Origin of the sequence: Streptomyces sp. NPDC002133 (assembly GCF_040296405.1) — a bacterium.
In the GTDB taxonomy this organism is placed as follows: domain Bacteria; phylum Actinomycetota; class Actinomycetes; order Streptomycetales; family Streptomycetaceae; genus Streptomyces.
This window is the reverse complement of sequence record NZ_JBEOXF010000032.1, coordinates 36,502-62,223: the sequence shown is the minus strand read 5'-3', so window position 1 is coordinate 62,223 and position 25,722 is coordinate 36,502. Positions and strand designations below refer to the sequence as shown.

At 70.7% G+C, this 25,722-nt stretch carries 25 protein-coding genes; 8 read left to right on the top strand and 17 right to left on the bottom strand.

What is annotated here, in order from left to right; genetic code table 11:
* Window positions 1-111: 111 nt before the first annotated feature.
* The 4 genes from ABT078_RS26285 to cseC all read left to right on the top strand — a co-directional run bounded on the left by ABT078_RS26285 (window position 112) and on the right by cseC (window position 3,706).
* Complete coding sequence (locus ABT078_RS26285; RefSeq protein WP_351231793.1) at window positions 112-765, top strand: SigE family RNA polymerase sigma factor; 654 nt, start codon at window positions 112-114, stop codon at window positions 763-765.
* 11 nt (window positions 766-776) lie between these two features.
* The gene (locus tag ABT078_RS26280; protein ID WP_351231791.1) at window positions 777-1,448 is read left to right on the top strand and encodes a hypothetical protein; all 672 of its coding nucleotides are present in this window, start codon (window positions 777-779) and stop codon (window positions 1,446-1,448) included.
* 102 nt (window positions 1,449-1,550) lie between these two features.
* Complete coding sequence (cseB, locus tag ABT078_RS26275; RefSeq protein ID WP_351231789.1) at window positions 1,551-2,255, top strand: two-component system response regulator CseB; 705 nt, start codon at window positions 1,551-1,553, stop codon at window positions 2,253-2,255.
* Window positions 2,252-3,706: a two-component system sensor histidine kinase CseC gene (cseC, locus tag ABT078_RS26270; RefSeq protein ID WP_502981329.1), complete on the top strand. Its 1,455-nt coding sequence runs from the start codon at window positions 2,252-2,254 to the stop codon at window positions 3,704-3,706. The genes cseB and cseC overlap by 4 nt, the downstream gene beginning before the upstream one ends.
* Window positions 3,707-3,709: 3 nt before the next feature.
* Here cseC and ABT078_RS26265 read toward each other — a convergent pair whose 3' ends face one another.
* The 3 genes from ABT078_RS26265 to ABT078_RS26255 all read right to left on the bottom strand — a co-directional run bounded on the left by ABT078_RS26265 (window position 3,710) and on the right by ABT078_RS26255 (window position 6,444).
* The gene (locus ABT078_RS26265; protein WP_351231785.1) at window positions 3,710-4,156 is read right to left on the bottom strand and encodes a VOC family protein; all 447 of its coding nucleotides are present in this window, start codon (window positions 4,154-4,156) and stop codon (window positions 3,710-3,712) included.
* Window positions 4,157-4,241: 85 nt separating this feature from the next.
* The gene (locus tag ABT078_RS26260; RefSeq protein ID WP_351231832.1) at window positions 4,242-4,673 is read right to left on the bottom strand and encodes a helix-turn-helix transcriptional regulator; all 432 of its coding nucleotides are present in this window, start codon (window positions 4,671-4,673) and stop codon (window positions 4,242-4,244) included.
* Between the two features lie 160 nt (window positions 4,674-4,833).
* Window positions 4,834-6,444 carry an MDR family MFS transporter gene (locus ABT078_RS26255; protein ID WP_351231783.1) on the bottom strand — a complete coding sequence of 537 codons (1,611 nt, stop codon included), beginning with the start codon at window positions 6,442-6,444 and terminating at the stop codon, window positions 4,834-4,836.
* Between the two features lie 132 nt (window positions 6,445-6,576).
* Between ABT078_RS26255 and ABT078_RS26250 the strand changes: the two genes are divergently transcribed.
* A complete protein-coding gene (locus ABT078_RS26250; RefSeq protein WP_351231781.1) occupies window positions 6,577-7,140 on the top strand; it encodes a TetR/AcrR family transcriptional regulator in 564 nt (187 codons plus the stop codon).
* Window positions 7,141-7,166: 26 nt separating this feature from the next.
* Here ABT078_RS26250 and ABT078_RS26245 read toward each other — a convergent pair whose 3' ends face one another.
* Complete coding sequence (locus ABT078_RS26245) at window positions 7,167-7,817, bottom strand: M23 family metallopeptidase (protein ID WP_351231779.1); 651 nt, start codon at window positions 7,815-7,817, stop codon at window positions 7,167-7,169.
* 481 nt (window positions 7,818-8,298) lie between these two features.
* Here ABT078_RS26245 and ABT078_RS26240 point away from each other — a divergent pair, with 481 nt between their 5' ends.
* On the top strand, window positions 8,299-11,283 hold the full coding sequence (locus tag ABT078_RS26240) for an NACHT domain-containing protein (RefSeq protein WP_351231777.1): 2,985 nt from the start codon (window positions 8,299-8,301) through the stop codon (window positions 11,281-11,283).
* A 91-nt stretch (window positions 11,284-11,374) separates the two neighbouring features.
* On the opposite strand, the gene ABT078_RS26235 is transcribed toward ABT078_RS26240, so the two are convergent.
* Window positions 11,375-13,903 (bottom strand): ATP-dependent Clp protease ATP-binding subunit, encoded by a 2,529-nt coding sequence (locus ABT078_RS26235; protein ID WP_351231775.1) that lies wholly within the window; start codon window positions 13,901-13,903, stop codon window positions 11,375-11,377.
* A gap of 428 nt (window positions 13,904-14,331) precedes the next feature.
* Between ABT078_RS26235 and ABT078_RS26230 the strand changes: the two genes are divergently transcribed.
* Window positions 14,332-14,937 (top strand): SCO3374 family protein, encoded by a 606-nt coding sequence (locus tag ABT078_RS26230; RefSeq protein ID WP_351231773.1) that lies wholly within the window; start codon window positions 14,332-14,334, stop codon window positions 14,935-14,937.
* Here the strand turns inward: ABT078_RS26230 and ABT078_RS26225 are convergent.
* The 11 genes from ABT078_RS26225 to ABT078_RS26175 all read right to left on the bottom strand — a co-directional run bounded on the left by ABT078_RS26225 (window position 14,916) and on the right by ABT078_RS26175 (window position 23,576).
* Window positions 14,916-15,251: a histone-like nucleoid-structuring protein Lsr2 gene (locus ABT078_RS26225; RefSeq protein ID WP_351231771.1), complete on the bottom strand. Its 336-nt coding sequence runs from the start codon at window positions 15,249-15,251 to the stop codon at window positions 14,916-14,918. The two genes, ABT078_RS26230 and ABT078_RS26225, sit on opposite strands and share 22 nt — an antisense overlap.
* A gap of 211 nt (window positions 15,252-15,462) precedes the next feature.
* Window positions 15,463-16,002 carry an amino-acid N-acetyltransferase gene (locus tag ABT078_RS26220; RefSeq protein ID WP_351231769.1) on the bottom strand — a complete coding sequence of 180 codons (540 nt, stop codon included), beginning with the start codon at window positions 16,000-16,002 and terminating at the stop codon, window positions 15,463-15,465.
* A gap of 9 nt (window positions 16,003-16,011) precedes the next feature.
* A complete protein-coding gene (locus tag ABT078_RS26215; protein WP_351231767.1) occupies window positions 16,012-16,485 on the bottom strand; it encodes a BlaI/MecI/CopY family transcriptional regulator in 474 nt (157 codons plus the stop codon).
* A gap of 133 nt (window positions 16,486-16,618) precedes the next feature.
* Window positions 16,619-16,807 carry a hypothetical protein gene (locus tag ABT078_RS26210; protein WP_351231765.1) on the bottom strand — a complete coding sequence of 63 codons (189 nt, stop codon included), beginning with the start codon at window positions 16,805-16,807 and terminating at the stop codon, window positions 16,619-16,621.
* 14 nt (window positions 16,808-16,821) lie between these two features.
* Window positions 16,822-17,457 carry a hypothetical protein gene (locus ABT078_RS26205; protein WP_351231763.1) on the bottom strand — a complete coding sequence of 212 codons (636 nt, stop codon included), beginning with the start codon at window positions 17,455-17,457 and terminating at the stop codon, window positions 16,822-16,824.
* 149 nt (window positions 17,458-17,606) lie between these two features.
* On the bottom strand, window positions 17,607-18,404 hold the full coding sequence (locus tag ABT078_RS26200) for a type III pantothenate kinase (RefSeq protein ID WP_351231761.1): 798 nt from the start codon (window positions 18,402-18,404) through the stop codon (window positions 17,607-17,609).
* On the bottom strand, window positions 18,404-19,441 hold the full coding sequence (nadC, locus tag ABT078_RS26195; RefSeq protein ID WP_351231759.1) for a carboxylating nicotinate-nucleotide diphosphorylase: 1,038 nt from the start codon (window positions 19,439-19,441) through the stop codon (window positions 18,404-18,406). Before nadC ends, ABT078_RS26200 begins: the two co-directional genes overlap by 1 nt.
* Complete coding sequence (locus ABT078_RS26190) at window positions 19,438-21,240, bottom strand: L-aspartate oxidase (protein WP_351231757.1); 1,803 nt, start codon at window positions 21,238-21,240, stop codon at window positions 19,438-19,440. Before ABT078_RS26190 ends, nadC begins: the two co-directional genes overlap by 4 nt.
* On the bottom strand, window positions 21,237-22,247 hold the full coding sequence (panC, locus tag ABT078_RS26185) for a pantoate--beta-alanine ligase (protein ID WP_351231755.1): 1,011 nt from the start codon (window positions 22,245-22,247) through the stop codon (window positions 21,237-21,239). The genes ABT078_RS26190 and panC overlap by 4 nt, the downstream gene beginning before the upstream one ends.
* Entirely contained in the window at window positions 22,244-23,182 is a 939-nt protein-coding gene (locus tag ABT078_RS26180; RefSeq protein WP_351231753.1) for a Rossmann-like and DUF2520 domain-containing protein, read from the bottom strand. Before ABT078_RS26180 ends, panC begins: the two co-directional genes overlap by 4 nt.
* A gap of 181 nt (window positions 23,183-23,363) precedes the next feature.
* On the bottom strand, window positions 23,364-23,576 hold the full coding sequence (locus ABT078_RS26175; protein ID WP_351231751.1) for a hypothetical protein: 213 nt from the start codon (window positions 23,574-23,576) through the stop codon (window positions 23,364-23,366).
* Between the two features lie 100 nt (window positions 23,577-23,676).
* On the opposite strand from ABT078_RS26175, the gene ABT078_RS26170 reads away from it, so the two are divergent.
* Window positions 23,677-24,774 carry a DUF5937 family protein gene (locus ABT078_RS26170; RefSeq protein WP_351231749.1) on the top strand — a complete coding sequence of 366 codons (1,098 nt, stop codon included), beginning with the start codon at window positions 23,677-23,679 and terminating at the stop codon, window positions 24,772-24,774.
* A gap of 172 nt (window positions 24,775-24,946) precedes the next feature.
* Here ABT078_RS26170 and ABT078_RS26165 read toward each other — a convergent pair whose 3' ends face one another.
* Window positions 24,947-25,621, bottom strand: coding sequence for a response regulator (locus ABT078_RS26165; protein WP_351231747.1), 675 nt, complete (start codon window positions 25,619-25,621; stop codon window positions 24,947-24,949).
* Between the last annotated feature and the right edge of the window lie 101 nt (window positions 25,622-25,722).

Here is a 25,722-nt window from a genome sequence, read left to right as displayed (position 1 = left end):
CTGCTTCGCACAGCCCCGTGACAACAGCTCCGTAGGTTCCTGTGGCGTAAGGGAAACCACGGGAACGCACAGCTTGTCACGGGGCTTGTCACGGGGACGGAGGCGGTTGGAATGGCGCACGGCGAGGTGCTCGAATTCGAGGACTACGTACGCACCCGGCAGGAGGCGCTGCTGCGCAGCGCCCGGCGCCTGGTCCCCGACCCGGTCGACGCCCAGGACCTGCTGCAGACGGCGCTGGTGCGGACGTACGGCCGCTGGGACGGCATAGCCGACAAGTCGCTCGCCGACGCCTACCTCCGCCGCGTCATGATCAACACGCGGACCGAGTGGTGGCGGGCCCGCAAGCTCGAAGAGGTCCCGACCGAGCAGCTGCCCGACGCGAGTGTCGAGGACGTCACCGAGCAGCACGCGGACCGGGCCCTGCTCATGGACGTGCTGAAGGTGCTCGCACCCAAGCAGCGCAGCGTCGTCGTGCTGCGGCACTGGGAGCAGATGAGCACCGAGGAGACCGCCGCCGCGCTCGGCATGTCGACAGGTACGGTGAAGAGCACGCTGCACCGGGCGCTCGCCCGGCTCCGCCAGGAGCTGGAGGCACGCGAACTCGAAGGCCGGGGACTGGGGAGCCGAGGGCAGGAAAGCCGGGGAGCGGCGGGCCGGGGCCCGGCAGGCCGTGGGCCGCGAGTCCCCGCGCAGCGTGCGGAACAGCGGGGGGATCGTACGTACGCACGTCGTGAGGAACGGGGGCGGGAGCAGTGCGCGGCCTAGCCGGAGAAGGCATGGGCGCCGAGGACGGCGCCGGTGCCAGAGGCGGCGTCAGCCGATGGGCGGCGAGTGGCACGGCAGTGGCCGGCCTCGCCGCCTTCGGGCTGCTCGCGGCCGGTTGTTCGACCGGTGGGACGGGTACCCGCGACGAGGGTCCGGCGCGGACCGATCCGGTGGCGCAGTCGCCGTCGACGCCCGAGGCCTCGACGACGGCCTCACCGGTGAAGAAGGTCGACGCGGTCCGGCTGATCATGGAGGACCCCAAGGTCAGCGAGCGGGTCAAGGCCGATCTGCAGCCGTGCTCGGCGGACGCGTACCCCGTGGACACGTCGTACGGGAATCTCACGGACAGTCCGGTGCCGGATGTCGTGGTGAATGTGCTGACGTGCGGAGAGGCGGTGGGGATCGGGACGTTCGTCTACCGAGGGGGCGACGACGGCTACAAGAATGTCTTCGCCGCCGAGGAGCCCGCGGTCTACTCGACGATCGACCGGGGCGATCTGGTCGTCACCAAGCAGGTGTACGCGAAAGGCGACCCGGTCTCGTACCCCTCGGGTGAAATCGTGACGACGTACCGCTGGGCCGGAAACAAGTTCACGGAACACGACCGGGTCGAGAACGAGTACAGCCGGGCGGTGGACGGCGATGTGGTGGACGAGCCGGCCCCGACGCCGGGCGACAGCTGAAGGACGGACCGGGCGTGCAGCGCACCGGCCGAGCGGTGGACCCAGCAGCAGACCGGCGACCGACGACCGAGCGAGATCGAGAGAGCAGCGGAGTACAGCAGGATGGCCGAGACACATGTCCTGTTCGTCGAGGACGACGACGTCATTCGTGAGGCCACCCAGCTCGCGCTCGAGCGCGACGGCTTCAACGTGACCGCGATGCCGGACGGGCTGGCCGGCCTCGAGGCCTTCCGCGCGAACCGGCCGGACATCGCGCTGCTCGATGTGATGCTGCCGGGACTGGACGGCGTCAGTCTGTGCCGCCGGATCCGGGACGAGTCGACCGTGCCGGTGATCATGCTGTCGGCGCGCGCCGACTCGATCGACGTGGTGCTGGGCCTGGAGGCCGGCGCCGACGACTACGTCACCAAGCCGTTCGACGGGGCGGTCCTGGTCGCCCGTATCCGTGCGGTGCTGCGCCGCTTCGGGCACGCGAGCGGTGCCGCGGGCGACTCCGGTGAGGCGGGGCAGTCGGGCGAGCGCGGTGTGCTGACCTTCGGTGACCTGGAGGTCGACACGGAGGGCATGGAGGTACGACGCGCCGGGGTGCCGGTCGGCCTGACGCCGACCGAGATGCGGCTGCTGCTGGAGTTCTCGTCCGCACCGGGCACGGTGCTGTCCCGGGACAAGCTGCTGGAGCGGGTCTGGGACTACGGCTGGGGCGGGGACACCCGGGTCGTCGACGTCCACGTGCAGCGGCTGCGTACGAAGATCGGCCAGGACCGGATCGAAACGGTCCGCGGCTTCGGCTACAAGCTCAAGGCCTGAGCCGGCATGAAGCGACTCGCCCTGCGCACCGGCGTCCGGTGGCTGCACGCACCGGGGGCACCCCCCGGAACCCCGGCAGCAATCCCCACACACCGGCCGCACACGGGATCGGAACGGGACGCCGCATGAAGCGACTCGCCCTGCGCACCGGCGTCCGGTGGAAGATCAGCATCGCGATCGCCGCCGTCGGTGCCCTCATCGCGTGCGCGCTGAGTCTGGTCGTGCACAACGCCGCCCGTGTCTCGATGCTCGACAACGCGCGCGATCTGCAGATGAACCGGCTGCTCTTCGCCCAGCGGATATACGAGACCACGAAGCCGAAGACCGAGCCCAAGTTCGGCACCGAGCTCAACGATCCCGCACTGCCGCGCGAGGTGAGGTACCTGCTCGAGGACGGCCGGCAGGCCACCTATGTGCAGGAGCACCACAGCGGCGCCCCCGACATCTGGGCCGCCGTGCCGCTCGGCAACGGGGATGTGCTGTCTCTGCACAGCCGCTTCGCCGATCGCAGCACCGCGATCATGAAAGACCTGGACCGGGCCCTGATCATCGGTTCGGTGTCGGTGGTCTTCGCCGGCTCCGCGCTCGGCGTGCTCATCGGCGGCCAGCTCTCCCGCAGGCTGCGCAAGGCCGCCGCCGCGGCCGGCAAGGTCGCGCAGGGCAACACGGGGGTACGGGTCCGGAAGGCCGTCGGCGGCGTCGTACGCGACGAGACCGACGAGCTGGCACGGGCCGTCGACGCCCTGACCGACGCGCTGAACGAGCGCATCGAGGCGGAGCGCCGCGTCACCGCGGACATCGCCCACGAGCTGCGCACGCCCGTGACCGGGCTGCTCACGGCCGCGGAGCTGCTGCCGCCCGGCCGCCCCACCGAGCTCGTACGGGACCGGGCGCAGGCCATGCGCACGCTGGTCGAGGACGTGCTGGAGGTGGCCCGGCTGGACGGTGCGTCGGAGCGGGCCGAGCTCCAGGAGATCGCGCTCGGCGAGTTCGTCAGCCGCCGCGTCACCGCACTGGACCCGGACGCGGTCGTGCGCGTCGTGCACGAGTCGTGGGTCAGCACGGATCCGCGGCGGCTCGAGCGGATCCTGGGCAATCTGCTGGCCAACGCCGCCAGGCACGGCAGAACGCCGGTCGAGGTCACCATCGAGGGCCGGGTCGTGCGGATACGCGACCACGGCCCCGGCTTCCCGGAGGCACTCCTGCGCGAGGGCCCGAGCCGCTTCCGCACGGGCGCGAGCGACCGCGCAGGACAGGGACACGGTCTCGGCCTCACGATCGCTGCCGGTCAGGCACGGGTCCTCGGCGCCCGGCTGACCTTCCGCAACGCCAGCCCCGAGGGCGCCGCCGACCCGGGTGTCGGCGCGAGCGGCGCGATCGCGGTGCTCTGGCTCCCGGACCACGCCCCGACGAACACCGGCAGCTTCCCGATGCCCCGGCTCCCGTTCTGACTCCTAGCAGGCCCAGTCCTTGTCCAGGTCCAGTCCTCCCTCACGGCGCTGGGTGAACGAGAACCAGTTGCCGGAGTCGTCCCGGAAGATGGCCTCCGTGCCGTAAGGACGCTCCTGCGGTTCCTGCAGGAACTCCACGCCCTTCTCCTTCAGCCTGGCGTAGTCACCGTGGATGTCGTCCGTGGTCAGGACCCCGGCGCCGAGGACGCCCTTCGCGACGAGCCGCTTCATGGCCTCCGCCGACTCGGGGTCCATGGCCGGCGCGCCCGGGACCATGAGCGTCAGCTCGACGTCCGGCTGGTCCTTCGCGCCCACGGTGAGCCAGCGCATACCGCCCTCGCCCATCGTCATGTCCGTACGGACCTCCAGACCGAGCTTCTCGGTGTAGAAGTCCCTGGCCCGGTCCTGGTCGAGGACCCAGACGGTGGAGATGGCGAGTCCCTTGATCATTTCGCGCTCCTGGTCGACGCTCGTCGTGCTTGCCCTGCCACCGTAGGCAGCGGCCCGGTCGACCTGCTTCTTCAGAATTGCGGTCCTAGGAATCGCGGTCCTCGGAATCGCGATCCTCGCCGCCCCGGTACTTGGCATCGCGGTCCCCGGCGCGGTCCCCGGAATCGCGGCTGGGGAAGCCTCCCGCCCAGAGGAGGGCGTAGCACCCGGGTATGAGTGCGGCGCCGCGCCCCACGTGCTTCGTCCGGTACTCGCTCGGGGTCAGGCCGGTCTGCTTCTTGAACCGGGCCGAGAACGTGCCGAGACTGCTGAAGCCGACCAGCGAGCAGATTTCGGTGACCGAGAGATCCGCGGTACGGAGGAGCTCCTCGGCCCGCTCTATGCGTCTGCGCGACAGGTACTGGCCGGGCGTGTCTCCGTAGACCGTCTTGAAGGCGCGGACGAAGTGGAAGCGTGAGTAGCCGGCATGGGCGGCCACCGCGTCCAGGTCGAGCGGCTCGGCCCAGTCGCGGTCCATGGCGTCCTTGGCGAGGCGCAGCTGCCGCAGATGGGCGAGGTGCGCCGTCACCGGGGTGGTGTTCCCTCCGCGCTTCTCCACGGACACGATGCTGGCACGCCCCACTGACAACGGCCCCCGGCGCCTGTGCACCGAGGGCCGCCGTTCAGAAACGTGCTGGTCAGACAGCCTCCACGACCTTGACACCGGCACCGGTCCCGCTGTCCGCTCCCGCTCCGGCATCGCCCGACTTCGTCGGGCCCGCACCCTTCAGCGGCACCTCCTTGACGAAGAAGGCCGCCGCGAATCCGATCACCGCGACCGCTGCGCCGAGCAGGAACGCCGCGTGCGTACCCGAGGACACGGCCATCTGGTACGCCTCGCGCACCTGCTCCGGCAGCTTCGCCAGGCTCGCCGCGTCCAGCTGTGCGGACTGCTGGGTGGCGGCCGAGCCGCCCCGCGCGGCCATCTCGTCCTGCACCCGCCCGGTGAACAGCGCGCCCATGATCGCGACGCCGAAGGAGGAGCCGAGCGTACGGAAGAGGGTGGTGGCGGAGGACGCGACGCCCATGTCCTTGAGCTCGACGCTGTTCTGTGCGACCAGCATCGTGATCTGCATCAGGAAGCCCATGCCGGCGCCGAGGACGGCCATGTAGAGCCCGGATGTGAGCCGCGAGGTACCGGTGTCCATCTGCGCGAGCAGGAAGAGGCCCGCGACCATCAGGCCGCCGCCGATGATCGGGAAGATCTTGTACTTTCCGGTGTCCGTGGTGATGCGGCCCGCGATCAGCGAGACGAGCATCATCGACAGCAGCATCGGCAGGAGCAGCAGTCCGGAGTTGGTGGCGGACGCGCCCTGCACGGACTGCTGGAAGAGGGGCAGGAAGAGCACGGCGCCGAACATCACGAAGCCGACGAAGAATCCGATCACCGACATGAGGGTGAAGTTGCGGCTGCGGAAGATGTGCAGCGGGATGATCGGGTCCGCGGCCTTGGTCTCGACGAAGAGGAAGCCGACGAGCGAGGCGACACCGATCGCGATCAGCTCCATGATCACGGCGGAGCCCCAGGCGTACTCCGTACCGCCCCAGGTCGTGACGAGCACGATCGAGGTGATGCCGACGGTGAGCAGCGCGGCACCCAGGTAGTCGATCCGCACCTTGCCCGCGCTCCGGTCCCGCTTCGGCAGGTGCAGCACGACGGTGAGCATGGCGAGCGCGACCGCGCCGAGCGGCAGGTTGATGTAGAAGCTCCAGCGCCAGCCCCAATGGTCGGTGATGGTGCCGCCGACCAGCGGCCCGCCGATCATCGCGAGGGCCATGACGCCGGCCATCATGCCCTGGTACCTGCCCCGCTCGCGGGGCGGTATGAGGTCACCGATGATGGCCATGACGCCGACCATCAGCCCGCCCGCGCCCAGACCCTGCACCGCGCGGAAACCGATCAGCTGGCCCATGTCCTGGGCCATGCCGCTGAGCGCGGAGCCGATCAGGAAGATCACGATCGCGGTGAGGAAAACGCCCTTGCGGCCGTACATGTCGCCGAGCTTGCCCCAGATGGGGGTGGAGGCGGCGGTGGCCAGGGTGTACGCGGTGACGACCCAGGACAGATGCTCCAGGCCGCCGAGTTCGCCGACGATCGTCGGCATCGCGGTACCGATGATCATGTTGTCGAGCATCGCGAGCAGCATCGCGACCATCAACGCGAGGAGTACGACACGGACGCTGCGCTGACGCGCCCCGCCGGGTTCCTCGGGTATCGCCTTCGTCGCCGCTTCCTGTCCCGCCGCCATCGATCCCACTCCCTGGCCCCCGACCACTTACTTGCCGCCCGGCTAGTTCACTACACTGGGGAAAGTAGACCCGTAACTAGCCGGGCGTCAAGTAAGTAAATCGGTGATACGCGCGCCCCCCAGGAGAGCCCCATGGCCCGAGGCAACACCCGCCAACGCATTCAGGACGTGGCCCTGGAACTCTTCGCCGAGCAGGGCTACGAGAAGACCTCGCTCCGCGAGATCGCCGAGAGGCTGCAGGTCACGAAGGCGGCGCTGTACTACCACTTCAAGACCAAGGAAGACATCGTCATCAGCCTCTTCCAGGACCTGAACCGGCCGGTCGACGAGCTGATCGCCTGGGCCGAGGATCAGCCGCGCACCCTGGAGACCAAGCTGGAGATCCTGCGCCGCTACCAGGAAGCCCTTACCGGGGCCGCACCGCTCTTCCGTTTCATGCAGGAGAACCAGGCCACCGTGCGGGAGCTCAGCATCGGCGTGACCTTCAAGGAGCGCATGGTCACGCTGGTCCAGCTGGTCCAGGAGCCGGACCTCGGCATGACCGACCGGGTCCGCTGCGTCAGCGCGCTGTTCACCATGCACGCGGGCACGTTCTTCATGCAGAACGTCGAAGGCGACCCCGAGGAGAAGCGCGAAGCTGTCCTCGAGGTCGCCATCGATCTGGTGACCCAGGCCCACCAGGGGCCGCAGGTCTAGGCATCGGTCGCCATCGGCGGCAGGCGTCAGATGAAGACGCCGACGCCGCGCAGGAAGGTCGCCGGGTTCAGGGCGGAGCCGTAGTTCGGGGTCGTACGGATCTCGAAGTGCAGGTGCGGGCCGGACGAGTTGCCGGTGTTGCCGGAGAGGGCGATGACCTTGCCTGCGTTCACGCTCTGGCCCACGCCCACGTTGATCTTCGACAGGTGGGCGTACTGCGAGTACTTGCCGTTCGCATGCTTGATCACGATGGCGTTGCCGTACGCGGGGCCGTCGCCGCCGCCGTTCGGACCGGCCTTGACGACGACGCCGCCACCGGCGGCCTTGACCGGGGTGCCGACCGGAACGGCGAAGTCCTGGCCGGAGTGCTTGTGGGACCACATCGCGCCGCCCTGGTTGAAGCTGGCGGTCAGGGTGTAGCGGGAGACCGGCTTGACCCAGGAGCCGGCCTTCTTCGCGGCAGCGGGCTCGACGGCCACGTGGGCCTGCGCGGCAGCCTTCGCCTGCGCCTTGGCCTGCTGGGCGACAGCGACAGCGGGGGAGGCCTTCACCGTATCGGCGGCGGCCACACCGGCACCGGCTCCGACGACCATCACGGCGCCGAGTCCGGCAGCCACGACGGCGCCACGGGTACGGAGCACGGACAGGCGGAGACGGTTGATGTTGCGCTTCGACATGCGGGGAGAACCTCCGGGCTGATCGGGCAAGTACCGACCCGGCGCTTGAGCACCGGGTGCCCCACCTTGGTAACCCGGACCGCCAACTCGCCTCAAACACCCCATCTACGACATCTCGTCGTAGATGGGGCCGTGTGAGCGGGACCCTTGACGAGAGCCGACCACCTGTCCGGCATCGTCCGAAATCTCCTGACGAAGGCTGGTTTAACCCCATGTAGAGGCCGTGCAGGACGGATACCGGCCCCGGATCCCCTGCCTGCCCGCCACCACCGGGCCGAAAGTCCCTCCCGGTGCCCCCGAAAGCCCCCGAGCGGCACCCGGAACCCCCACTAAGAGGCCTAGTAGGCTCGGAACGGCCTGTGCGCCTTGTCACGACCGCGACCCGTCCGATGCGTCGTGGGTCACACCGAAAACGGCGATTTTCCGGGGGAAACGGCCCCTTTCAGGCCGGCCCGGGATCGAGGATCTGGGGGGATCACGCATGGAGCCCGCACTCGTCGGCACGCGGCTTGCCTCGGCGGCCATCGCGCCGCTCCTGAAGCAGCTCCTGGTACGGGAGGGCAGCGGCGCCGCGCTCACGGACAGGCCCGTGCGGCTCTCCGGGCTCGTCTCCTTCCGCGGCGAGAAGCGGACCCTGACGGAGAGGGACGTACGCAAACTGGCGGGCACCCTCGTCAGCCGCTCCCTGACCGAACGCGGCGAGCGCGCCGAGCGCCCGTTCCCGGCAGACGAGACCGAGGCCGTCACCGGCGCCCTCGCGCGCACCCTGCTGACCCTCGGCGACCTGGAGATGGACGACGTCCAGGCCGTACGCCTCGGCCACCGGGAGCTGGCACGACAGCTCCGTGCCGCGGTGGCGGGCGACGTCCACGGGCTGTCCGCGGATGCCTCTCTCTTCGTCGACTCGCTCACCGAGTGGGCCTGCCTGCACATCCTGCAGTTCTTCACCCAGCGCTCGTCCTTCGTCGCCCGCACCCTGATCGAACAGAGCCGGGCCCAGACGGAGATGATCGCCAAGATCGACGAGCTGATCCTGCGCACACCGCGCGCCGATGCCCGCGACGTGGCCTTCGAGCGCCGCTACCTCTCGTACATCGCGAAGAAGCACGGCAGCCTGACGATCTACGGCATCGACCTGCATGACTCGCCGGACGCCTGGCCGCTGGACGTGGCGTATCTGTCCCTGGAGACGCTGGAAGCCCCGCAAGCACACGAAGCGCTGGAAACCCCCGAGGCGACCGCACCGGCGCGGCGCCGGACGGAGCCATGGGCCGAACCCTCCTCGAGCACCCCGGCCGACGAGACCCTCGCCCGCCAGGACAGGGTCCTGCTGCGGGGAGTCGCGGGCTCCGGGAAGACCACGCTCGTCCAGTGGCTCGCCGTCTCCACCACCGGGCAGGACGGCGAGAGGCACGGGCGGACGGCCTACCTCCGCGACCGCATTCCCTTCGTGCTGCCCCTGCGCACCCTCACCCGCCATGGCGAGCGGCTCCCCGCCCCCGACCACTTCCTCGCCGCCGTCGGCTGCCCGCTCACTCCACCCGACGGCTGGGCCGACCGCGTCCTGTCCGCCGGACGCGGGCTGGTCCTCGTCGACGGCATCGACGAGATCCCCGAGGCCGAGCGCGAACGCACCCGCCGCTGGCTGCGCGACCTGCTCGCCACGTACGACGCCGGCAACCGCTGGCTCGTCACCTCGCGCCCCTCCGCCGTACGGGACCACTGGCTCACCCCCGAGGGCTTCACCGAGCTCACCCTCTCCCCCATGCGGCACACCGAGGTGACCGCCTTCGTCCGGCGATGGCACCGGGCCGCGGGCGCGGACGCCGCGTCGTACGAGAAGCCACTGCTCGACGCTCTCCGTACGAAGCGGGACCTCGCCCTCCTCGCCACCAACCCGCTGATGTGCGGCCTCCTCTGCGCCCTGCACCGCGATCGGCGCGGCTTCCTGCCGCGCGGCCGCAAGGCCCTGTACGAGGCCGCGCTGTCGATGCTGCTCGACCGCCGCGACCGGGAACGCGACATGGGCAACCCCTCCGGGGTCGACCTCTCCGAAGCCCCGCAGATCCAGCTGATCCAGCGCCTCGCGTACTGGCTCACTCTCAACGGGCGCACGGAAATGGACCGTTCACGCGCCGAGTCACTCGTCGTAGGCGCGATCCCGGCGGTCCCCGACGCCGCGGCCGCCGGCGAACCCCGAGCGGTCTTCGCCCACCTCCTCCACCGCAGCGGCCTGCTCCGCGAGGCCTCGCCCGGCGCTGTGAGCTTCGTCCACCGCACCTTCCAGGACCACCTCGCCGCCAAGGCCATCGTCGACGAATGGCACATCGGCGTCCTCACCCGGCACGCGGCGGACGACCAGTGGGAGGACGTCATCCGCATGAGCGTGGCCCATGCCCGGCCCCGCGAAAGCGCAGAGATCTTCGCGGAGTTGCTGGCAGCGGCAGACGCGGCCGAGGACCGCTTCATCCAGTTGCGCATCCTGGTGGTCGCGGCGGCGGCGATGGAACAGGCGACGGAGATCTCCCCGGACATCCGCGAGGCACTGCGCCGCCGTACGGCGGAGGTCATCCCTCCCCGGACGATCGAGGAGGCGCGCAAACTGGCCGCAGCGGGCCCGCTCGTTCTCGACCTGCTGCCCGGCCCGGACGCCGTATCCGACGACGAGTCGGCCCGCCTGACCGTCACGACCGCCTCGCACATCGCAGCCGACGCGGCCATCCCGTTCCTGGCCCGGTACGCGGCCCACCCGTCGCTGCGGGTGCGGTCCCAGCTCGCCTGGGCCTGGCACCGCTACGACACCGAGAAGTACGCCACCGAGGTGATCGCGGCCGTCGATCCGCACGGCCTTCAGTACACGATCCGCAACGCCGAGCAGGCCAAGGCCCTGGTCGCTCTCGGCGGCCGACGCGCGATCCACTTCCAGGGCGACCTTCCCGAGGAACTCATCGCCGAGACGGTGCAGGCGTGCTCACCCACGACAGTCCGCATCTCCCTCAACGCGGGGCTGAGCGACCTCGCCTGCCTCCGGGACGCCCACGCGTTGGTGAGGCTCGAACTCGACCGTTGCCGCGCGCTCACGGACCTCTCCCTTTCCGGCCTTCCCTGCCCTCCCTGCCCTCCCTGCCCTCCCTGCCCTCCCTGCCCTCCGGACGACGCGGAGCCCCTCGACCTCGTGATGGACGACGTGCAACTGGCGCTCGCCGACGTCGTGCCACCGGTCAGCGGTCTCCGTCTCGAGCTGCGCGGCCCGGAACCGTCCCTGCGCCTGGTCCCGCACCTTCTGCCGGGCGTGAACTCCGTCGTCGTGGTGCATCTCTTCCGGCGGGACCAGCAGGTGGATCTGTCGCCGCTCCGCGCGCTGGAGCAGCTCCGGAAGGTCCATGTGCTGGGAGACCGCAGCAGCGTCTCGGGCACGGACGGCTTCCCGCCCCACGTCCTCGTGACGTTCGACGAGTCGCGCTAGGCCCAGAGCCGCCGCCCGGCGCGGAAAAAGGGGCTGCCCCGGACCCTCAGGTCCGGGGCAGCCCCTTCGGTCGCTCGGCTCAGCGCCGGCGTCACGCGTCCTTCGACAGGTTCGGACCGCTGCCGCCGCCCGCCGCCGACTCGATCGGCGGGACGTCCGGCAGGGCCGACTTCTCCTCGCCGCGGAAGGTGAACTTCTTCTCCTCACCCTCGCCCTCGGTGTCGACGACCACGATGTGGCCGGGGCGCAGCTCGCCGAAGAGGATCTTCTCCGACAGCAGGTCCTCGATCTCGCGCTGGATCGTCCGACGCAGCGGTCGGGCGCCCAGGACCGGGTCGTAGCCCTTCTTCGCCAGCAGGAGCTTCGCCTCCTGGCTGAGCTCGATGCCCATGTCGCGGTCCTTCAGCCGCTCGTCCACCTTGGCGATCATCAGGTCGACGATCTGGATGATGTCCTCCTGCGACAGCTGGTGGAAGACGACCGTGTCGTCGACGCGGTTGAGGAACTCGGGCCGGAAGTGCTGCTTCAGCTCTTCGTTGACCTTCGCCTTCATCCGGTCATAGGTGCTCTTGGTGTCGCCCTGGGCGGCGAAGCCCAGGTTGAAGCCCTTGGAGATGTCCCGGGTCCCGAGGTTGGTCGTCATGATGATGACGGTGTTCTTGAAGTCCACGACCCGGCCCTGGGAGTCGGTCAGACGACCGTCCTCCAGGATCTGGAGAAGGGAATTGAAGATATCGGGGTGGGCCTTCTCGACCTCGTCGAAGAGGACGACGGAGAACGGCTTCCGGCGCACCTTCTCGGTGAGCTGGCCGCCCTCTTCGTAACCCACGTATCCGGGCGGGGAGCCGAAGAGACGGGAAACCGTGTGCTTCTCGCTGAACTCCGACATGTCGAGGGAGATCAGCGCGTCCTCGTCGCCGAAGAGGAATTCGGCGAGCGTCTTGGAGAGCTCGGTCTTACCGACACCGGACGGGCCGGCGAAGATGAACGAGCCGCCGGGGCGCTTCGGGTCCTTCAGGCCGGCACGGGTGCGCCGGATCGCCTGGGAAAGCGCACGGATGGCGTCCTTCTGGCCGATGACCCGCTTGTGGAGCTCGTCCTCCATGCGGAGCAGACGGGAGGACTCCTCCTCCGTCAGCTTGAAGACCGGGATGCCGGTGGCCGTGGCGAGGACCTCGGCGATCAGATCGCCGTCGACCTCGGCGACGACGTCCATGTCGCCGGCCTTCCACTCCTTCTCCCGCTTGGCCTTCGCCGCCAGCAGCTGCTTCTCCTTGTCGCGGAGAGACGCCGCCTTCTCGAAGTCCTGGGAGTCGATCGCGGACTCCTTGTCCCGGCGGACGGCCGCGATCTTCTCGTCGAACTCGCGGAGGTCCGGCGGCGCGGTCATCCGGCGGATACGCATCCGGGAGCCGGCCTCGTCGATCAGGTCGATCGCCTTGTCCGGGAGGAAGCGGTCCGAGATGTACCGGTCGGCCAGGGTCGCGGCCTGGACCAGGGCCTCGTCCGTGATGGAGACGCGGTGGTGCGCCTCGTAACGGTCGCGCAGACCCTTGAGGATCTCGATGGTGTGCGGCAGCGACGGCTCCGCGACCTGGATGGGCTGGAAGCGGCGCTCGAGGGCCGCGTCCTTCTCCAGGTGCTTGCGGTACTCGTCCAGCGTCGTCGCACCGATGGTCTGCAGCTCACCTCGCGCCAGCATCGGCTTGAGGATCGAGGCGGCGTCGATCGCGCCCTCGGCGGCGCCCGCACCCACCAGGGTGTGGAGCTCGTCGATGAACAGGATGATGTCGCCGCGGGTGCGGATCTCCTTGAGGACCTTCTTCAGGCGCTCCTCGAAGTCACCGCGGTAGCGGGAGCCGGCGACCAGCGCGCCGAGGTCCAGGGTGTAGAGGTGCTTGTCCTTGAGGGTCTCGGGCACCTCGCCCTTGACGATGGCCTGCGCCAGGCCCTCGACGACCGCCGTCTTGCCGACGCCGGGCTCGCCGATGAGCACCGGGTTGTTCTTCGTCCGGCGGGACAGCACCTGCATGACCCGCTCGATCTCCTTCTCGCGCCCGATCACCGGGTCGAGCTTGGACTCACGAGCGGCCTGGGTGAGATTCCGGCCGAACTGGTCGAGGACGAGGGAGGTCGAGGGCGTGCCCTCGGCCGGGCCGCCGGCCGTGGCGGCTTCCTTGCCCTGGTAGCCGGAGAGCAGCTGGATCACCTGCTGCCGCACCCGGTTGAGGTCGGCCCCGAGCTTCACGAGGACCTGGGCGGCGACGCCCTCGCCCTCGCGGATCAGGCCGAGCAGAATGTGCTCCGTGCCGATGTAGTTGTGGCCCAGCTGAAGAGCCTCGCGGAGCGACAGCTCCAGGACCTTCTTGGCACGGGGGGTGAAGGGAATGTGCCCGGACGGAGCCTGCTGGCCCTGGCCGATGATCTCCTCCACCTGCTGGCGGACCGCCTCGAGCGAAATCCCGAGGCTCTCCAGGGCCTTAGCGGCGACACCCTCACCCTCGTGGATAAGGCCCAGGAGGATGTGCTCGGTGCCGATGTAGTTGTGGTTGAGCATCCGGGCTTCTTCCTGAGCCAGGACGACAACCCGCCGCGCGCGGTCGGTGAACCTCTCGAACATCGTTAATCGCTCCTCAGAGCGGTCAGTCAGTAAGGGGTCGATCCCCTCCCTGTCCTTCCGCAGCTTAGTCCCGCAAGCGGGGACCGCTCATTCCAACTGCCGACACCCGTCGCTGCCCTCCTGCCCCGAACGCCGACAACTGCTCTAACTTGATGGTGCGAGACGATGTTCCCGCAGGCCAGGCAGTTACCCGTGCCACCTGTACGCCGATGGCGAACGTGAGACCCCGAAGACTGCGTGTCGCCCGTCCTCACTAGGGATGTCTTACCCGCAAGCACTGACACTCCATGCGGCGAACGCCGGTTCCCTCAGCTATGGGCGAACATCCTTGCGTCGCCGAATACGTCGACATCCCCAGTTTCGGCCACACTGTGCAATCCGCCAGCAACAATGCGTAACCATCAGGTGGGCTCGGAAGTTCCCGGGGCATGGACTCCCATGTCCCGCTCGCCCATCTGTCGCTGCCGGTACCGGCGCCGCTCGACGACGGCGTCGCGCGCTGGTACGAGAACGAGCTCGGGTGGGCCACGGCCGGGGGTCGGCCGGTGCAGCTGCCGACCGGGCTCCGCTTCGATGTACTGGAGCTCCCTGCCGATGCGGGATTCGCCCTGCTCAGGCGGCACGAACGGACCGGCCCGGTCGCGATCACGGGCAGGGTCCCCCGGGCGGGGGGCCGGGCGAGGATGCGGCTGCTGGTGGCCGCGGGCAGCGCCGAGGAGCTGCCGGGGCTGCTCGACTGGCTGGAATGGGGCGGGATCGGTCTCGATCTGACCGCCCTCGGCACGGGTATGCGGATGTCCGCCCCGGCACCGCCCGGCTTTCCCGTCGCGCAGGGGGCCGCCCGGTGGGTGCGGCCCCCGGAACCGGGGCGCGAGGTGGAGCCGTCACTGCCGACGCTCGCCCCCGTCGGGCAGAGTGCCGGACCCGGGGGCGTTGGGGGCACCCCCGACCTCGTACGGCTCGTGGCCACGGCGGCGCATGCATGCCACCGGGCCCGGTTGCTGCGTGCGGCTCAGCCGTTGGCCTTCTCGTAGGCCTCGCGGATCTCGGCGGGAACGCGGCCGCGGTCGTTGACGCTGTAGCCGTTCTCCTTGGCCCACTTGCGGATCTCCGCCGTGTCCTTGCTGCCCGTCGCGGCCGCGCGGCCCTTGCCACGGCCCGTCGCGGCACGGCCACCGGTCCGCCGCCCGCCCTTGGTGTACGGGTCGAGGAGGCTGCGGAGGTTGTCGGCGTTGGCGGTGGTGAGGTCGATCTCGTAGGTCTTGCCGTCCAGCGCGAATGTCACGGTCTCGTCCGCCTCGCCGCCGTCGAGGTCGTCGACAAGAAGGACCTGAACCTTCTGTGCCACCGGATTTCCTTTCATCGAAAATGCAGTACGCGGAAAGGAAACCGCTTTTCCCTGGAAAACACAAACCCTCGGCAGAGGTTCAGAACCTCGAGAACGCGGGAAACATGCGCGATTCGGACATAGAGACCGGTCGTCGTTCCGGCCCGTCTTCCGACCGCTGTTCCCGACGGCCTTCCGATCCACGTTCCGGTCCGCGTTCCGCCCGGTTCGATCACAGGTGCAGAAGCATGCGGCTGTTGCCCAAGGTGTTCGGCTTCACTCGTTCGAGGCCCAGGAACTCGGCGACACCCTCGTCATAGGAACGCAGGAGCTCGCTGTACACATCTCCGTCGACCGGTGTCTCACCGATCTCCACGAAGCCGTGCTCGGTGAAGAAGTCGACTTCGAAGGTGAGGCAGAAAACCCGGCGCACTCCCAGCCAGCGAGCGGTGTGCAACAGCTGCTCCAGCACCTGACGGCCGATGCCGTGACCCTTCACCTGAGGGTCCACTGCCAGAGTGCGCACTTCGGCGAGATCTTCCCACATGACGTGGAGAGCGCCGCAGCCGACCACTCGGGCGTCGGCATCGCGTTCCGCGACCCAGAACTCCTGGATGTCCTCGTAAAGCGTCACCGTCGCTTTGTCGAGCAGGATGCCTTCGCTCACGTAAGGATCGACGAGCCGGCGCACGGCCGGTACATCGCTGGTCCTGGCCCGCCGTACGGTGACGGCATTTGCTGCGGCATTGGGAAGCGGATGCACTGAGGACATGAGCGGACGCTATCGCCCCGCTCCACCCGCCTCGTCGTCGCCCTCACCGCGCTGTTCGGGAGGCGCTTGCCCGGAGGCCTCACGGGGCTCTTCCCTCGCGCCTTCCGCAGCCCCTTCCTGGATCTGGGGCTGAACGATGCGCATCGCGTCCTGGAGCGCCTCGCGTTGCTCCTGCGACATCATGCCGAAGAAGGCGACAAGGGCCGCCGCGGGGTTGTCACTCTTCGACCATGCTTCGTTCATCAGTGCGGCCGAGTACGCGGGCCTGGTGGAGACCGCGGTATATCGATAGGCGCGCCCTTCGACTTCCCTGCGCACCCAGCCCTTCTGATGGAGATTGTCCATTACCGTCATGACGGTCGTGTAGGCGATGGACCGTTCCTGCTGCAGATCTTCCAGGACTTCCCGCACGGTCACCGGGCGGTTCCATTGCCAGATCCGTGTCATGACGGCGTCTTCGAGCTCTCCCAATTGGCGGGGCACATCGCCACCATAGTGGGAGATGTCTGAATGGATGGCTATTGACGTAGTTCTGGTACGAAAAAGGACGTACGGCCGTGGGCGGCCGTACGTCCATGAGGAGGGTCGGGACCTCCAGGGCCGGGCAGCCCCGGATTCAGGCCCCGGTCGGGCGGTCCGCCGGGGTGGACGGCCCGGCGGCCTCCGTGCGGGCGATCGCCGCGTCCACGGCGTCGTCCTCCTTGGCCTTGTTGGGTCCGCCCTGGCTCTTGACGATCGTCACGACGAGACCGATGAAGAAGGCGGCCATCACGACGGGGGGCAGGAGCGCGGATACGTAGTCCATGTCCTCCAGAGTAGCTATCCGGCAGCCCGCTCCTCCGGCGGGGGCGTGGGCTTGCGGCGCGGGGGGAAGACCTCGCCGGGCGTGGGGATCGGACGGTCCGGTCGCGGCGCGGGAGAGGGGGCGGGGGACGGCTTCGGGGCGGCAGGGCGGGGCTCCGGTTTGTCGCCTGCGGCGGCCAGCCCACCGGGGAGGGCCGTCAGTCGCGCCCGGGAGGCGGGCGCGGCCGGCGCGGCGGAGGTCGTGGTGCGGCGGGCGAGGCGGGCGCGCACCGACTGTTCCGCGAGGCCCTGGCAGCGCTCCAGCAGCTCGGCCGCGACGGGCGTGCGGTGCTGGAGGCCGCGCAGGGCCGCGAGATCCTCGGGGCGGGGGTCGTAGCCGGCGGCCAGGGCGTCCTGGAGGAGCTCCAGATAGCCGCCGGACGAGCCGGGGAGTGCGGCACGGTAGCGGACGAGGTCGGCGAGCAGGAACGCGCGCAGCCGCTCCGCCTCGCTCACGGCCTCGTCCACGGACTCGGCGAGCCGCAGACAGTCCTGGACGACGTTCTCGCGGGGCTGGGCGGGATTGAGGGCGACGGCGAGGGCGCGTCGGAGCACACGCAGCTCGTCCGCGCTGAACGCCATGCCGCCACGGGATCCGTATGGCGTGGGCATGCGCCGACAGTACGCGCTAATCGGACAAAATTCGTTTACCCCGGATACGTGGCGCGGCGCCGCTTCGCGTGACGGCGCGTGCCCGGCCCGTACGGCGCGGACGCGGCGCTCGCCGGCCGACCCGTGCGGCGCCCGCGGCGAGCGGGCGGTCACATACGGGAGACGTTCCGCTCGTACACGAGCCGCAGGCCGATCAACGTCAGCCACGGCTCGTGCTCGTCGATCGCGGAGGACTCGGCCAGCACGACCGGCGCCAGTCCGCCGGTGGCGATCACGGTGACGTCCTCCGGATCGTCGGCCAGCTCGCGCTTCATGCGCTCCACGACACCGTCCACCTGGCCCGCGAAGCCGTACACGATGCCCGACTGCATCGCCTCCACGGTGTTCTTGCCGATCACGCTGCGCGGGCGCGCCAGCTCGATCTTGCGGAGCTGGGCGCCCCTGACGCCGAGGGCATCGACCGAGATCTCGATGCCGGGGGCGATGACGCCGCCCGCGTACTCCCCGCGCGCGCTCACCGCGTCGAAGGTCGTGGCCGTGCCGAAGTCGACGACGATCGCCGGTCCGCCGTAGAGCTCGACGGCGGCGACCGCGTTGATGATGCGGTCGGCGCCGACCTCCTTGGGGTTGTCCGTGAGGACCGGCACACCCGTCTTGACGCCGGGCTCGACCAGGACGGCGGGGACGTCGCCGTAGTAGCGGCGGGTCACCTCGCGCAGCTCGTGCAGCACGGAGGGGACGGTGGCGCAGATGGAGATGCCCTCGATGCCGTCGCCGAGCTCCACGCCGAGCAGCGGATGCATGCCCATCAGGCCGTTGAGGAGCACCGCGAGTTCGTCGGCGGTGCGGCGCGGGTCGGTGGAGACGCGCCAGTGCTCCACGATGTCCTCGCCGTCGAACAGGCCGAGGACGGTATGGGTGTTGCCGACATCGATGGTGAGCAGCATCAGTCCCGGGCCTCTCGCAGGTCGAGGCCGATGTCGAGAATCGCGGACGAGTGGGTGAGGGCGCCGACGGCGAGGTAGTCGACGCCGGTCTCGGCGTACGCCCGGGCGTTGGCCAGCGTGAGCCGGCCGGAGGACTCGAGGACCGCGCGGTTCTTGACGAGGGCGACCGCCTCTTCGGTCTCGGTCGGGGTGAAGTTGTCGAGCAGGATCAGGTCGGCACCGGCGTCCAGGACCTCACGGACCTGGTGGAGGGTGTCGACCTCGACCTCGATGGGGAGGTCCGGGGTGCCGAGCTCGACGAGCTTCTCCCGTACGGCCTTGAAGGCCTGGGCGACGCCACCCGCGGCGACGACGTGGTTGTCCTTGACGAGGGCCGCGTCGGACAGCGACATGCGGTGGTTGACGCCGCCGCCGCAGCGCACGGCGTACTTCTCCAGGGCGCGCAGGCCCGGGGTCGTCTTGCGGGTGTCGCGCACGCGGGCGTTGGTGCCGCCAAGGAGGTCGGCCCAGGCACGGGTGGCGGTGGCGATGCCGGAGAGGCGGCAGAGGATGTTGAGGGCACTGCGCTCGCCGGTGAGGAGGTCCCGGGTGCGGGCGGTGACGGAGAGCAGCTTCTGGCCCGCCTCTACGCGGTCACCGTCCTCGACGTGCCGCTCGACCTCGAACGCGTCGGTGCAGACGATCGAGAGGACCGCCTCGGCGACGCGCAGGCCCGCGACGACGCCGGCATCCCGGGCGGTGAAGTCGCCGGTGGCGACGGCGTCCTCGGGGACGGTGGCGACGGTCGTGATGTCCACGCCGCCGTCGAGGTCCTCCTCGATCGCGAGGTGCGCGATGTCCTCGACCTGGACGGGGTCGAGGCCCGCCTCGGCGAGGAGCTCGGCGAGGGCGGGGTCCAGACCGCACTCGTACACCCCCTCGGCGCAGCCGCAGTCCTCGCCGCAGCCGCCCGCCGTGTCGTCGGACGCGGAGGCGGGTGCGCTGATCTGGATCAGAGGTACGTCCACGGGCTCCGGACGTTCTTCGGGCGTGCTCACTGTTGCGGCTCCCTGGGGGCAAGGGGGGTGACGGGGGGAAAGGACTCGGTGCCGGTGCGGCGCACGACGAGATGTCGGTCAGGAGTGAGCCGTACGACAATATGGCGCCGCCACTCCGCGTCGTCGCGGTCGGGGTGGTCCTCGCGCCAGTGGCACCCGCGGGTCTCCGCGCGCTCGCGAGCGGCGGCGACGAGGACGCGCGAGACGAGCAGGAGGTTGGTGGCCTCCCAGGCCTCCACGCCGGGCTCGGCGGACTTGTCGAACTCCTCGGCACCGTTCACCGCGGACAGGTGCAGCGCCTCCAGCGCCTCGGCGGCGCCGTCGAGGCTCGCGGCGGACCGGAGCACGCCGGCGCCGTGGGTCATGATCTGCTGGATCTCGTGCCGCGCCTCGGGGAGGAGCAGTGGCACGGGGGGCTGCGCGGGCGTCGGGTCCGGCGCGGACGCGGCAGGCCCGGCGGGCGACGGATCGGTCGCGACCGCCGTGGCGATGCGTTCCGCGAAGACCAGGCCCTCCAGCAGCGAGTTGGAGGCCAGGCGGTTGGCGCCGTGGACGCCCGTGCAGGCGACCTCACCGCAGGCGTAGAGCCCGGGGACGGTGGTGCGGCCGTGGAGGTCGGTGCGGATGCCGCCGGAGGCGTAGTGGGCCGCGGGGGCGACCGGGATCGGCTCGGTCACCGGGTCGATGCCATGGGCGCGGCAGGCCGCCAGGATCGTCGGGAAGCGGGTCTCCCACATCTCGGCGCCGAAGTGGCGGGCGTCGAGGAACATGTGGTCCGCACCCTGCTCCTGCATGCGGCGCATGATGCCCTTGGCGACGATGTCGCGGGGGGCGAGCTCGGCGAGCTCGTGCTGCCCGACCATGAAGCGGATGCCGGAGGCGTCGACGAGATGGGCGCCCTCGCCCCGGACCGCCTCGGAGACCAGGGGCTGCTGGCCCTCGGATTCCCGGCCCAGGAAGAGGACCGTCGGGTGGAACTGGACGAATTCGAGGTCGCTCACCTCGGCACCGGCCCGGAGCGCGAGTGCGACCCCGTCGCCGGTGGACACCGACGGGTTGGTCGTGGCCGAGAAGGCCTGCCCCATGCCGCCGGTCGCCAGGACCACGGCGGGTGCGTGGACCGCGCCGACGCCGTCGTGCTGGCCCTCGCCCATGACGTGCAGGGTGATTCCTGACGCACGGCCGTCCTCGTCCGTCAGCAGGTCGATGACCAGCGCGTGCTCGATGATGCGTATCGCCCGCTCGCGTATCGCCGTGACCAGCGCCCGCGAGATCTCGGCGCCCGTGGCATCGCCGCCCGCGTGCGCGATCCGGCGCCGGTGGTGGCCGCCCTCGCGGGTGAGCGCGATGTCCCCGCCCGCGTCCAGGTCGAACTGCGCGCCCGTCCCTATCAGCCGCCGCACCGCGTCGGGGCCCTCGGTGACCAGGGTCCGTACGGCCTCCTCGTCGCACAGCCCGGCCCCCGCGACCAACGTGTCCGCCAAGTGCTGCTCGGGGGTGTCGCCGTCGCCGAGCGCGGCCGCGATACCGCCCTGGGCCCAGCGGGTGGAGCCGTCGTCGAGGAGGGCCTTGGTGACCACGACCGTACGCAGCCCCGCGGCCGTGCAGCGCAGTGCCGCCGTCAGGCCCGCGACCCCGGAGCCGACCACGACGACATCGGCGTCGATGGCCCAGCCGGGAGCGGGGGCGTTCAGCCGTACGCCGGGGCCGGGCGCGGGGCAGGCGCCGGGGCCGTCGTCGGTGCGGAGGGCGGCGCCGGTTCCGGTGCCGGAGTCTTGGCCACTTCCGGTCGCGGTCATGCGGGCGCTCCGAAGGTCAGGGGAATGTTGTCGATCAGCCGCGTCGATCCGATCCGCGCGGCGACGGCCAGGACGGCCTCGCCCTCGTACGCGTCCGGGACCTCGGTGAAGTCGGCAGGGTCGACCAGCGCCAGGTAGTCCAGGTCCAGCGGCGGCACCGCCTTGGCCACCTCCTCCAGCACGGCACGTGCGGCCGCCCGTACGGCATCGGCCCCACCGCCCGGCTGGGCCGCGGCCACCGCGTGCGCATCGGCGGCCGCACGGGCCTCGCCGAGCGCGGAGAGCGCGGCGGCACGGGCCGTCGGCGCCGGGGCGGACTCGGCGCGGGCGCGCAGCGCCTGCTGGGCGGCGAGCCGGTCGTGGGCGGCGAAGAGGGCCCGGGAGAGCGCGAGCGCGGTCCTCCGCTCGTCGGGCGCCAGGTAGCGGTTGCGGCTGGAGAGCGCGAGGCCGTCCGACTCGCGCACGGTCGGGACGCCGACGATCTCCACCGGGAAGTTCAGATCGCGGACCATCCGCCGGATCAGGGCCAGCTGCTGGGCGTCCTTCTGGCCGAAGAGCGCGACGTCGGGCCGGGTGAGGTGGAGGAGCTTGGCGACCACCGTGAGCATGCCGTCGAAGTGGCCGGGGCGGAACGTGCCCTCGAGGAGCTCGCCCATCGGACCCGCGGAGATCCTGACCTGCGGTTCGCCACCGGGGTAGACCTCGTCCACGGACGGGGCGAACACGAGGTCCGCGCCCGCCTCCTGCGCGGTCTTCACATCGGCGTCCAGGGTGCGCGGGTAGCGGTCGAGGTCCTCGCCCGCGCCGAACTGCAGCGGGTTGACGAAGACGGTGACGACGACGGTGCCCTTGCGGCCGACGTGCTCACGGGCCGTGCGGACGAGGGTGGCGTGGCCCTCGTGCAGCGCGCCCATGGTCATGACGACGGCAACAGGACCGCCCGGCGAGCGGTCGAGGCGGTCGTTCAGCTCGTCGCGCGTGTGGATCAGCCCGGCGTCACGGCTCATCGGTTGTCTCCCTCGGCCAGTACCCCCAGCAGGTCCTCGGCCAGCTCCGGCTTGAGCAGTCCGTGCGCCAGCGCGCGGTCCGCGGTCGTACGGGCCATCGCCAGATAACCGGCGACGGTGCCCGGCGCGTGCTTGCGCAGCTCCGCGACGTGCGCCGCCACCGTGCCGGCGTCGCCGCGCGCGACCGGGCCCGTGAGCGCGGCGTCGCCCGAACGCAGGGCGTTGTCGAGCGCCGCGCCGAGGAGCGGGCCGAGCATGCGGTCGGGCGACGAGACGCCCGCGGCGCGCAGCAGCTCCATGGACTGGGCCACCAGGGTGACGAGGTGGTTCGCACCGATGGCGAGGGCCGCGTGGTAGAGCGGTCGGGCCTCCTCCTCGATCCACTCGGGCTCGCCGCCCATCTCGATGACCAGCGCCTCGGCCGCGAGCCGCAGCTCGGCGGGGGCGGTGACCCCGAAGGAGCAGCCGGCCAGCCGCTGCACGTCGACGCTCGTCCCCGTGAAGGTCATGGCGGGGTGCAGCGCGAGCGGGAGGGCGCCGGCCCGGCGGGCGGGGTCGAGCACGGTCGTGCCGTACCGCCCGGACGTGTGCACGAGGAGCTGGCCGGGGCGCACTGCTCCGGTCTCGGCGAGGCCTTCGACCAGGCCGGGCAGGGCGTCGTCGGGAACCGTGAGCAGCACCAGCTCGGCGCGGGCGAGGACCTCGGCGGGTGCGACCAACGGCACGTCGGGCAGCAGGACGGCGGCGCGGCGACGGGAGGCGTCGGACACGCCGGAGACCGCGATCGGGCGATGGCCCGCCAGCTGGAGCGACGCGGCGAGGGCCGGGCCGACGCGGCCTGCACCCACGACACCCACGGTGAGGCGGGCCGGGCGGTCCCTGGGGTCGAGTGGCTCGGATGCGGGCGGGGTGGATGAGGGTGGTGGTGCGTTCACGCGGCGATGGCCTTCCGTTCCAGTCCGCGGGGGGTACCGGACGATTCTTCGTCATGCTACGCCAGCGTTTCGACGAGGCTTCGGGTTGTCCACAGCCTGTGGAGGCGCACGGGGTTGGCGCGCGCCGGTGCCGGGGTCCGGCGGCGCTGGGACGCGCTGGACGCGGTCGACAGGGTGCGCCCTAGGAACAGCGAGGGCTCCCCCGGTGGAAAAGGCGGGTCGTGGCCGTGCGGAGGGGATGGAGGGGGCGTCCTGCGAGGACCTTGGTGAAGCGGTGGTGGTCGCGGAGGGACCGGAGCGTCCGCCAGTCTTCGCGGCCCGGAGGCGGCGGCACAGGGGTGCCGTGCCGGGCGGCGCGGTAGGTGTCCAGGAGGTGCTGCTGGATGGCGTCCATGCCTTCAGGCTCCGTCCGCACCGCTGCTCTCGCGCGTCGATTGACCGGCACCGTCAAACGGCGCGACGGACCGCCCCGTCTACCCCGCACCATAGGAACCGTGAGCGTCACCATCGACATCGCGGGCCTGCCTCCCGAGCGCGTCCTCTTCGAGATCTCGCCCCTCGCCGAGCTGGGCGTCGCCCTGCACGCACTGGCCGAGCCCGGGCACCACCCGGGGCTGCACGGCTGGGCGACAGCCACCGCGGCCGGGCTGAAGCCCGATCTCGCCGACCGGCTGCACGAGGCGGACTTCCTGTGGACGTCGACCTTCTCGGACGTGTTCATGCCGTTCTCCGGCATACGCGGCGACGGCCGCACGGGCGCCACCCTCGCCGAGGAGCTGGACATGATGGACCGGCTCGACGACGAGCGGTTCGTCGCCTGCACCATGGAGTTCACCTGCTCCAGTTGGTACGCCGTGGGCGGCCCCGTGAACCGCGACCGTGCGCTGGAGCTCGCCGCCACCCGCGGCCCCAAGCAGCTGGACTTCGCCCGGCGGCTGCTGGACGACCCCGCCTCCGTACGAACCTGGCTGCGGCGCCTCTTCGAGGACTGTGAACAGGCCTTCTTCGCCGACACCTGGAACCGCGTCCGCACCCAGCTCGCCGCCGACGCCCGCCACAAGACCGAGATCCTGCGCCACAAGGGCCTCGCGGAGGCGCTGCGTGCCGTGTCCCCCGCGCTCTCGCTCGACGAGGCGACGGGCCGTATCGAGGCCGACAAGCTGACGGTGGGCCACACGACCGCCCTCGACCCCGCCGTCGGCGCCGGGGTCACCTTCCTGCCGTCCAGCTTCGGCTGGCCGCATCTGATGGTGCTGCACGCGCCCGGCTGGCGGCCGGTCGTGCAGTATCCCGTCGCCGCTCCCGAGCTCCCCGGCCTCGCCTCGGTGCAGCTGCTCAAACTCCGGATGGAGGCACTCGCCCACCCCATGCGCATGCGGCTGTGCCGCAACCTCGCCCGTGCCCCGTACACGACGGGCGAGCTGGCCGACGCGCACGGCATCACCCCGCCGGAGGTCTCGCGCCATCTGTCGGTCCTGAAGAAGGCCGGTCTGATCACGACCCGGCGGCACGGCCGGTACGTGCTGCACCAGCTGGACGTCTCGGTCGTGGCCCGGCTCGGCAGCGACTTCCTGGAGACCGTCCTGCGCTGAACCGGAGGCCGGTCGAAGCGGAGGGCCGGTGAGGGCAGGGTCGGTCGAAGCGGAAGGCCGGACGTAGCGGAAGGCCGGTCGAAGCGGATGCGGGACAACGGCCGGCCCTCGCCCCGGGCGGCCTGTGCCGCAGCGGCGTGTACGTGTTCGATCGCGGAGTGGGCGGGACCGCTCAGACCGCCCCGCCGCCCGCCCGCACCAGGCCCGTCTCGTACGCGAGCACGACCACCTGCACACGGTCGCGCAGGTTCAGCTTGGTGAGGATGCGGCCGACGTGGGTCTTGACCGTGGCCTCGGACAGAACGAGCCGTGCGGCGATCTCACCGTTCGACAGGCCCTGTGCGACCAGCAGCATGACCTCGCGCTCGCGGTCGGTGAGCCGCGCCAGCTCCTTGTGCTGAGGCGGCCCGCCCGGTGACGGCAGCATCGGCGAGAACCGGTCCAGGAGGCGGCGGGTCGTGGACGGCGCGACGACCGCGTCGCCGCTGTGCACGGAGCGGATGGCGCCGAGCAGCTCGCCCGGCGGCACGTCCTTCAGCATGAAGCCGCTGGCGCCCGCCTTGAGCCCGGAGAAGGCGTACTCGTCGAGGTCGAAAGTGGTCAGGATGATCACCTTCGGTGCGTCCGGCTCCGCGCAGATGCGGCGCGTCGCCTCCACGCCGTCGAGCTTCGGCATGCGTACGTCCATCAGCACCACGTCCACGGCCGTCGAGCGAAGGATCTCGATCGCCTCGGCCCCGTCGCCCGCCTCGGCCACGACGTCCATGTCCGGCTGCGCGGCGAGCACCATGCGGAATCCCGTGCGCAGCAGCACCTGGTCGTCGACGAGCATCACGCGGATCGTCATGTGCAGGGTCCCTTGTCTCGTGGGCGTCTCGTGGGCGTCTCATGGGCGTCTTCCGGCGTCACATGGACGTCTTCGGGCGCCTCGTGGGCTTCTCGTGGGCT

Bases quoted from the DNA above. Each gene is read 5' to 3' on its own strand.
- ABT078_RS26230 (WP_351231773.1), top strand. From the start codon at position 14,332: ATGGACTCCCATGTCCCGCTCGCCCATCTGTCGCTGCCGGTACCGGCG.
- ABT078_RS26220 (WP_351231769.1), bottom strand. From the start codon at position 16,002: ATGTCCTCAGTGCATCCGCTTCCCAATGCCGCAGCAAATGCCGTCACC.
- ABT078_RS26240 (WP_351231777.1), top strand. From the start codon at position 8,299: ATGGAGCCCGCACTCGTCGGCACGCGGCTTGCCTCGGCGGCCATCGCG.
- ABT078_RS26260 (WP_351231832.1), bottom strand. From the start codon at position 4,673: ATGGACCGCGACTGGGCCGAGCCGCTCGACCTGGACGCGGTGGCCGCC.
- ABT078_RS26235 (WP_351231775.1), bottom strand. From the start codon at position 13,903: ATGTTCGAGAGGTTCACCGACCGCGCGCGGCGGGTTGTCGTCCTGGCT.
- ABT078_RS26280 (WP_351231791.1), top strand. From the start codon at position 777: ATGGGCGCCGAGGACGGCGCCGGTGCCAGAGGCGGCGTCAGCCGATGG.
- ABT078_RS26285 (WP_351231793.1), top strand. From the start codon at position 112: ATGGCGCACGGCGAGGTGCTCGAATTCGAGGACTACGTACGCACCCGG.
- ABT078_RS26175 (WP_351231751.1), bottom strand. From the start codon at position 23,576: ATGGACGCCATCCAGCAGCACCTCCTGGACACCTACCGCGCCGCCCGG.
- ABT078_RS26205 (WP_351231763.1), bottom strand. From the start codon at position 17,457: ATGCCCACGCCATACGGATCCCGTGGCGGCATGGCGTTCAGCGCGGAC.
- ABT078_RS26210 (WP_351231765.1), bottom strand. From the start codon at position 16,807: ATGGACTACGTATCCGCGCTCCTGCCCCCCGTCGTGATGGCCGCCTTC.
- panC (WP_351231755.1), bottom strand. From the start codon at position 22,247: ATGAGCCGTGACGCCGGGCTGATCCACACGCGCGACGAGCTGAACGAC.
- ABT078_RS26265 (WP_351231785.1), bottom strand. From the start codon at position 4,156: ATGATCAAGGGACTCGCCATCTCCACCGTCTGGGTCCTCGACCAGGAC.
- ABT078_RS26190 (WP_351231757.1), bottom strand. From the start codon at position 21,240: ATGACCGCGACCGGAAGTGGCCAAGACTCCGGCACCGGAACCGGCGCC.
- cseB (WP_351231789.1), top strand. From the start codon at position 1,551: ATGGCCGAGACACATGTCCTGTTCGTCGAGGACGACGACGTCATTCGT.
- ABT078_RS26255 (WP_351231783.1), bottom strand. From the start codon at position 6,444: ATGGCGGCGGGACAGGAAGCGGCGACGAAGGCGATACCCGAGGAACCC.
- ABT078_RS26165 (WP_351231747.1), bottom strand. From the start codon at position 25,621: ATGACGATCCGCGTGATGCTCGTCGACGACCAGGTGCTGCTGCGCACG.
- ABT078_RS26200 (WP_351231761.1), bottom strand. From the start codon at position 18,404: ATGCTGCTCACCATCGATGTCGGCAACACCCATACCGTCCTCGGCCTG.
- ABT078_RS26250 (WP_351231781.1), top strand. From the start codon at position 6,577: ATGGCCCGAGGCAACACCCGCCAACGCATTCAGGACGTGGCCCTGGAA.
- ABT078_RS26245 (WP_351231779.1), bottom strand. From the start codon at position 7,817: ATGTCGAAGCGCAACATCAACCGTCTCCGCCTGTCCGTGCTCCGTACC.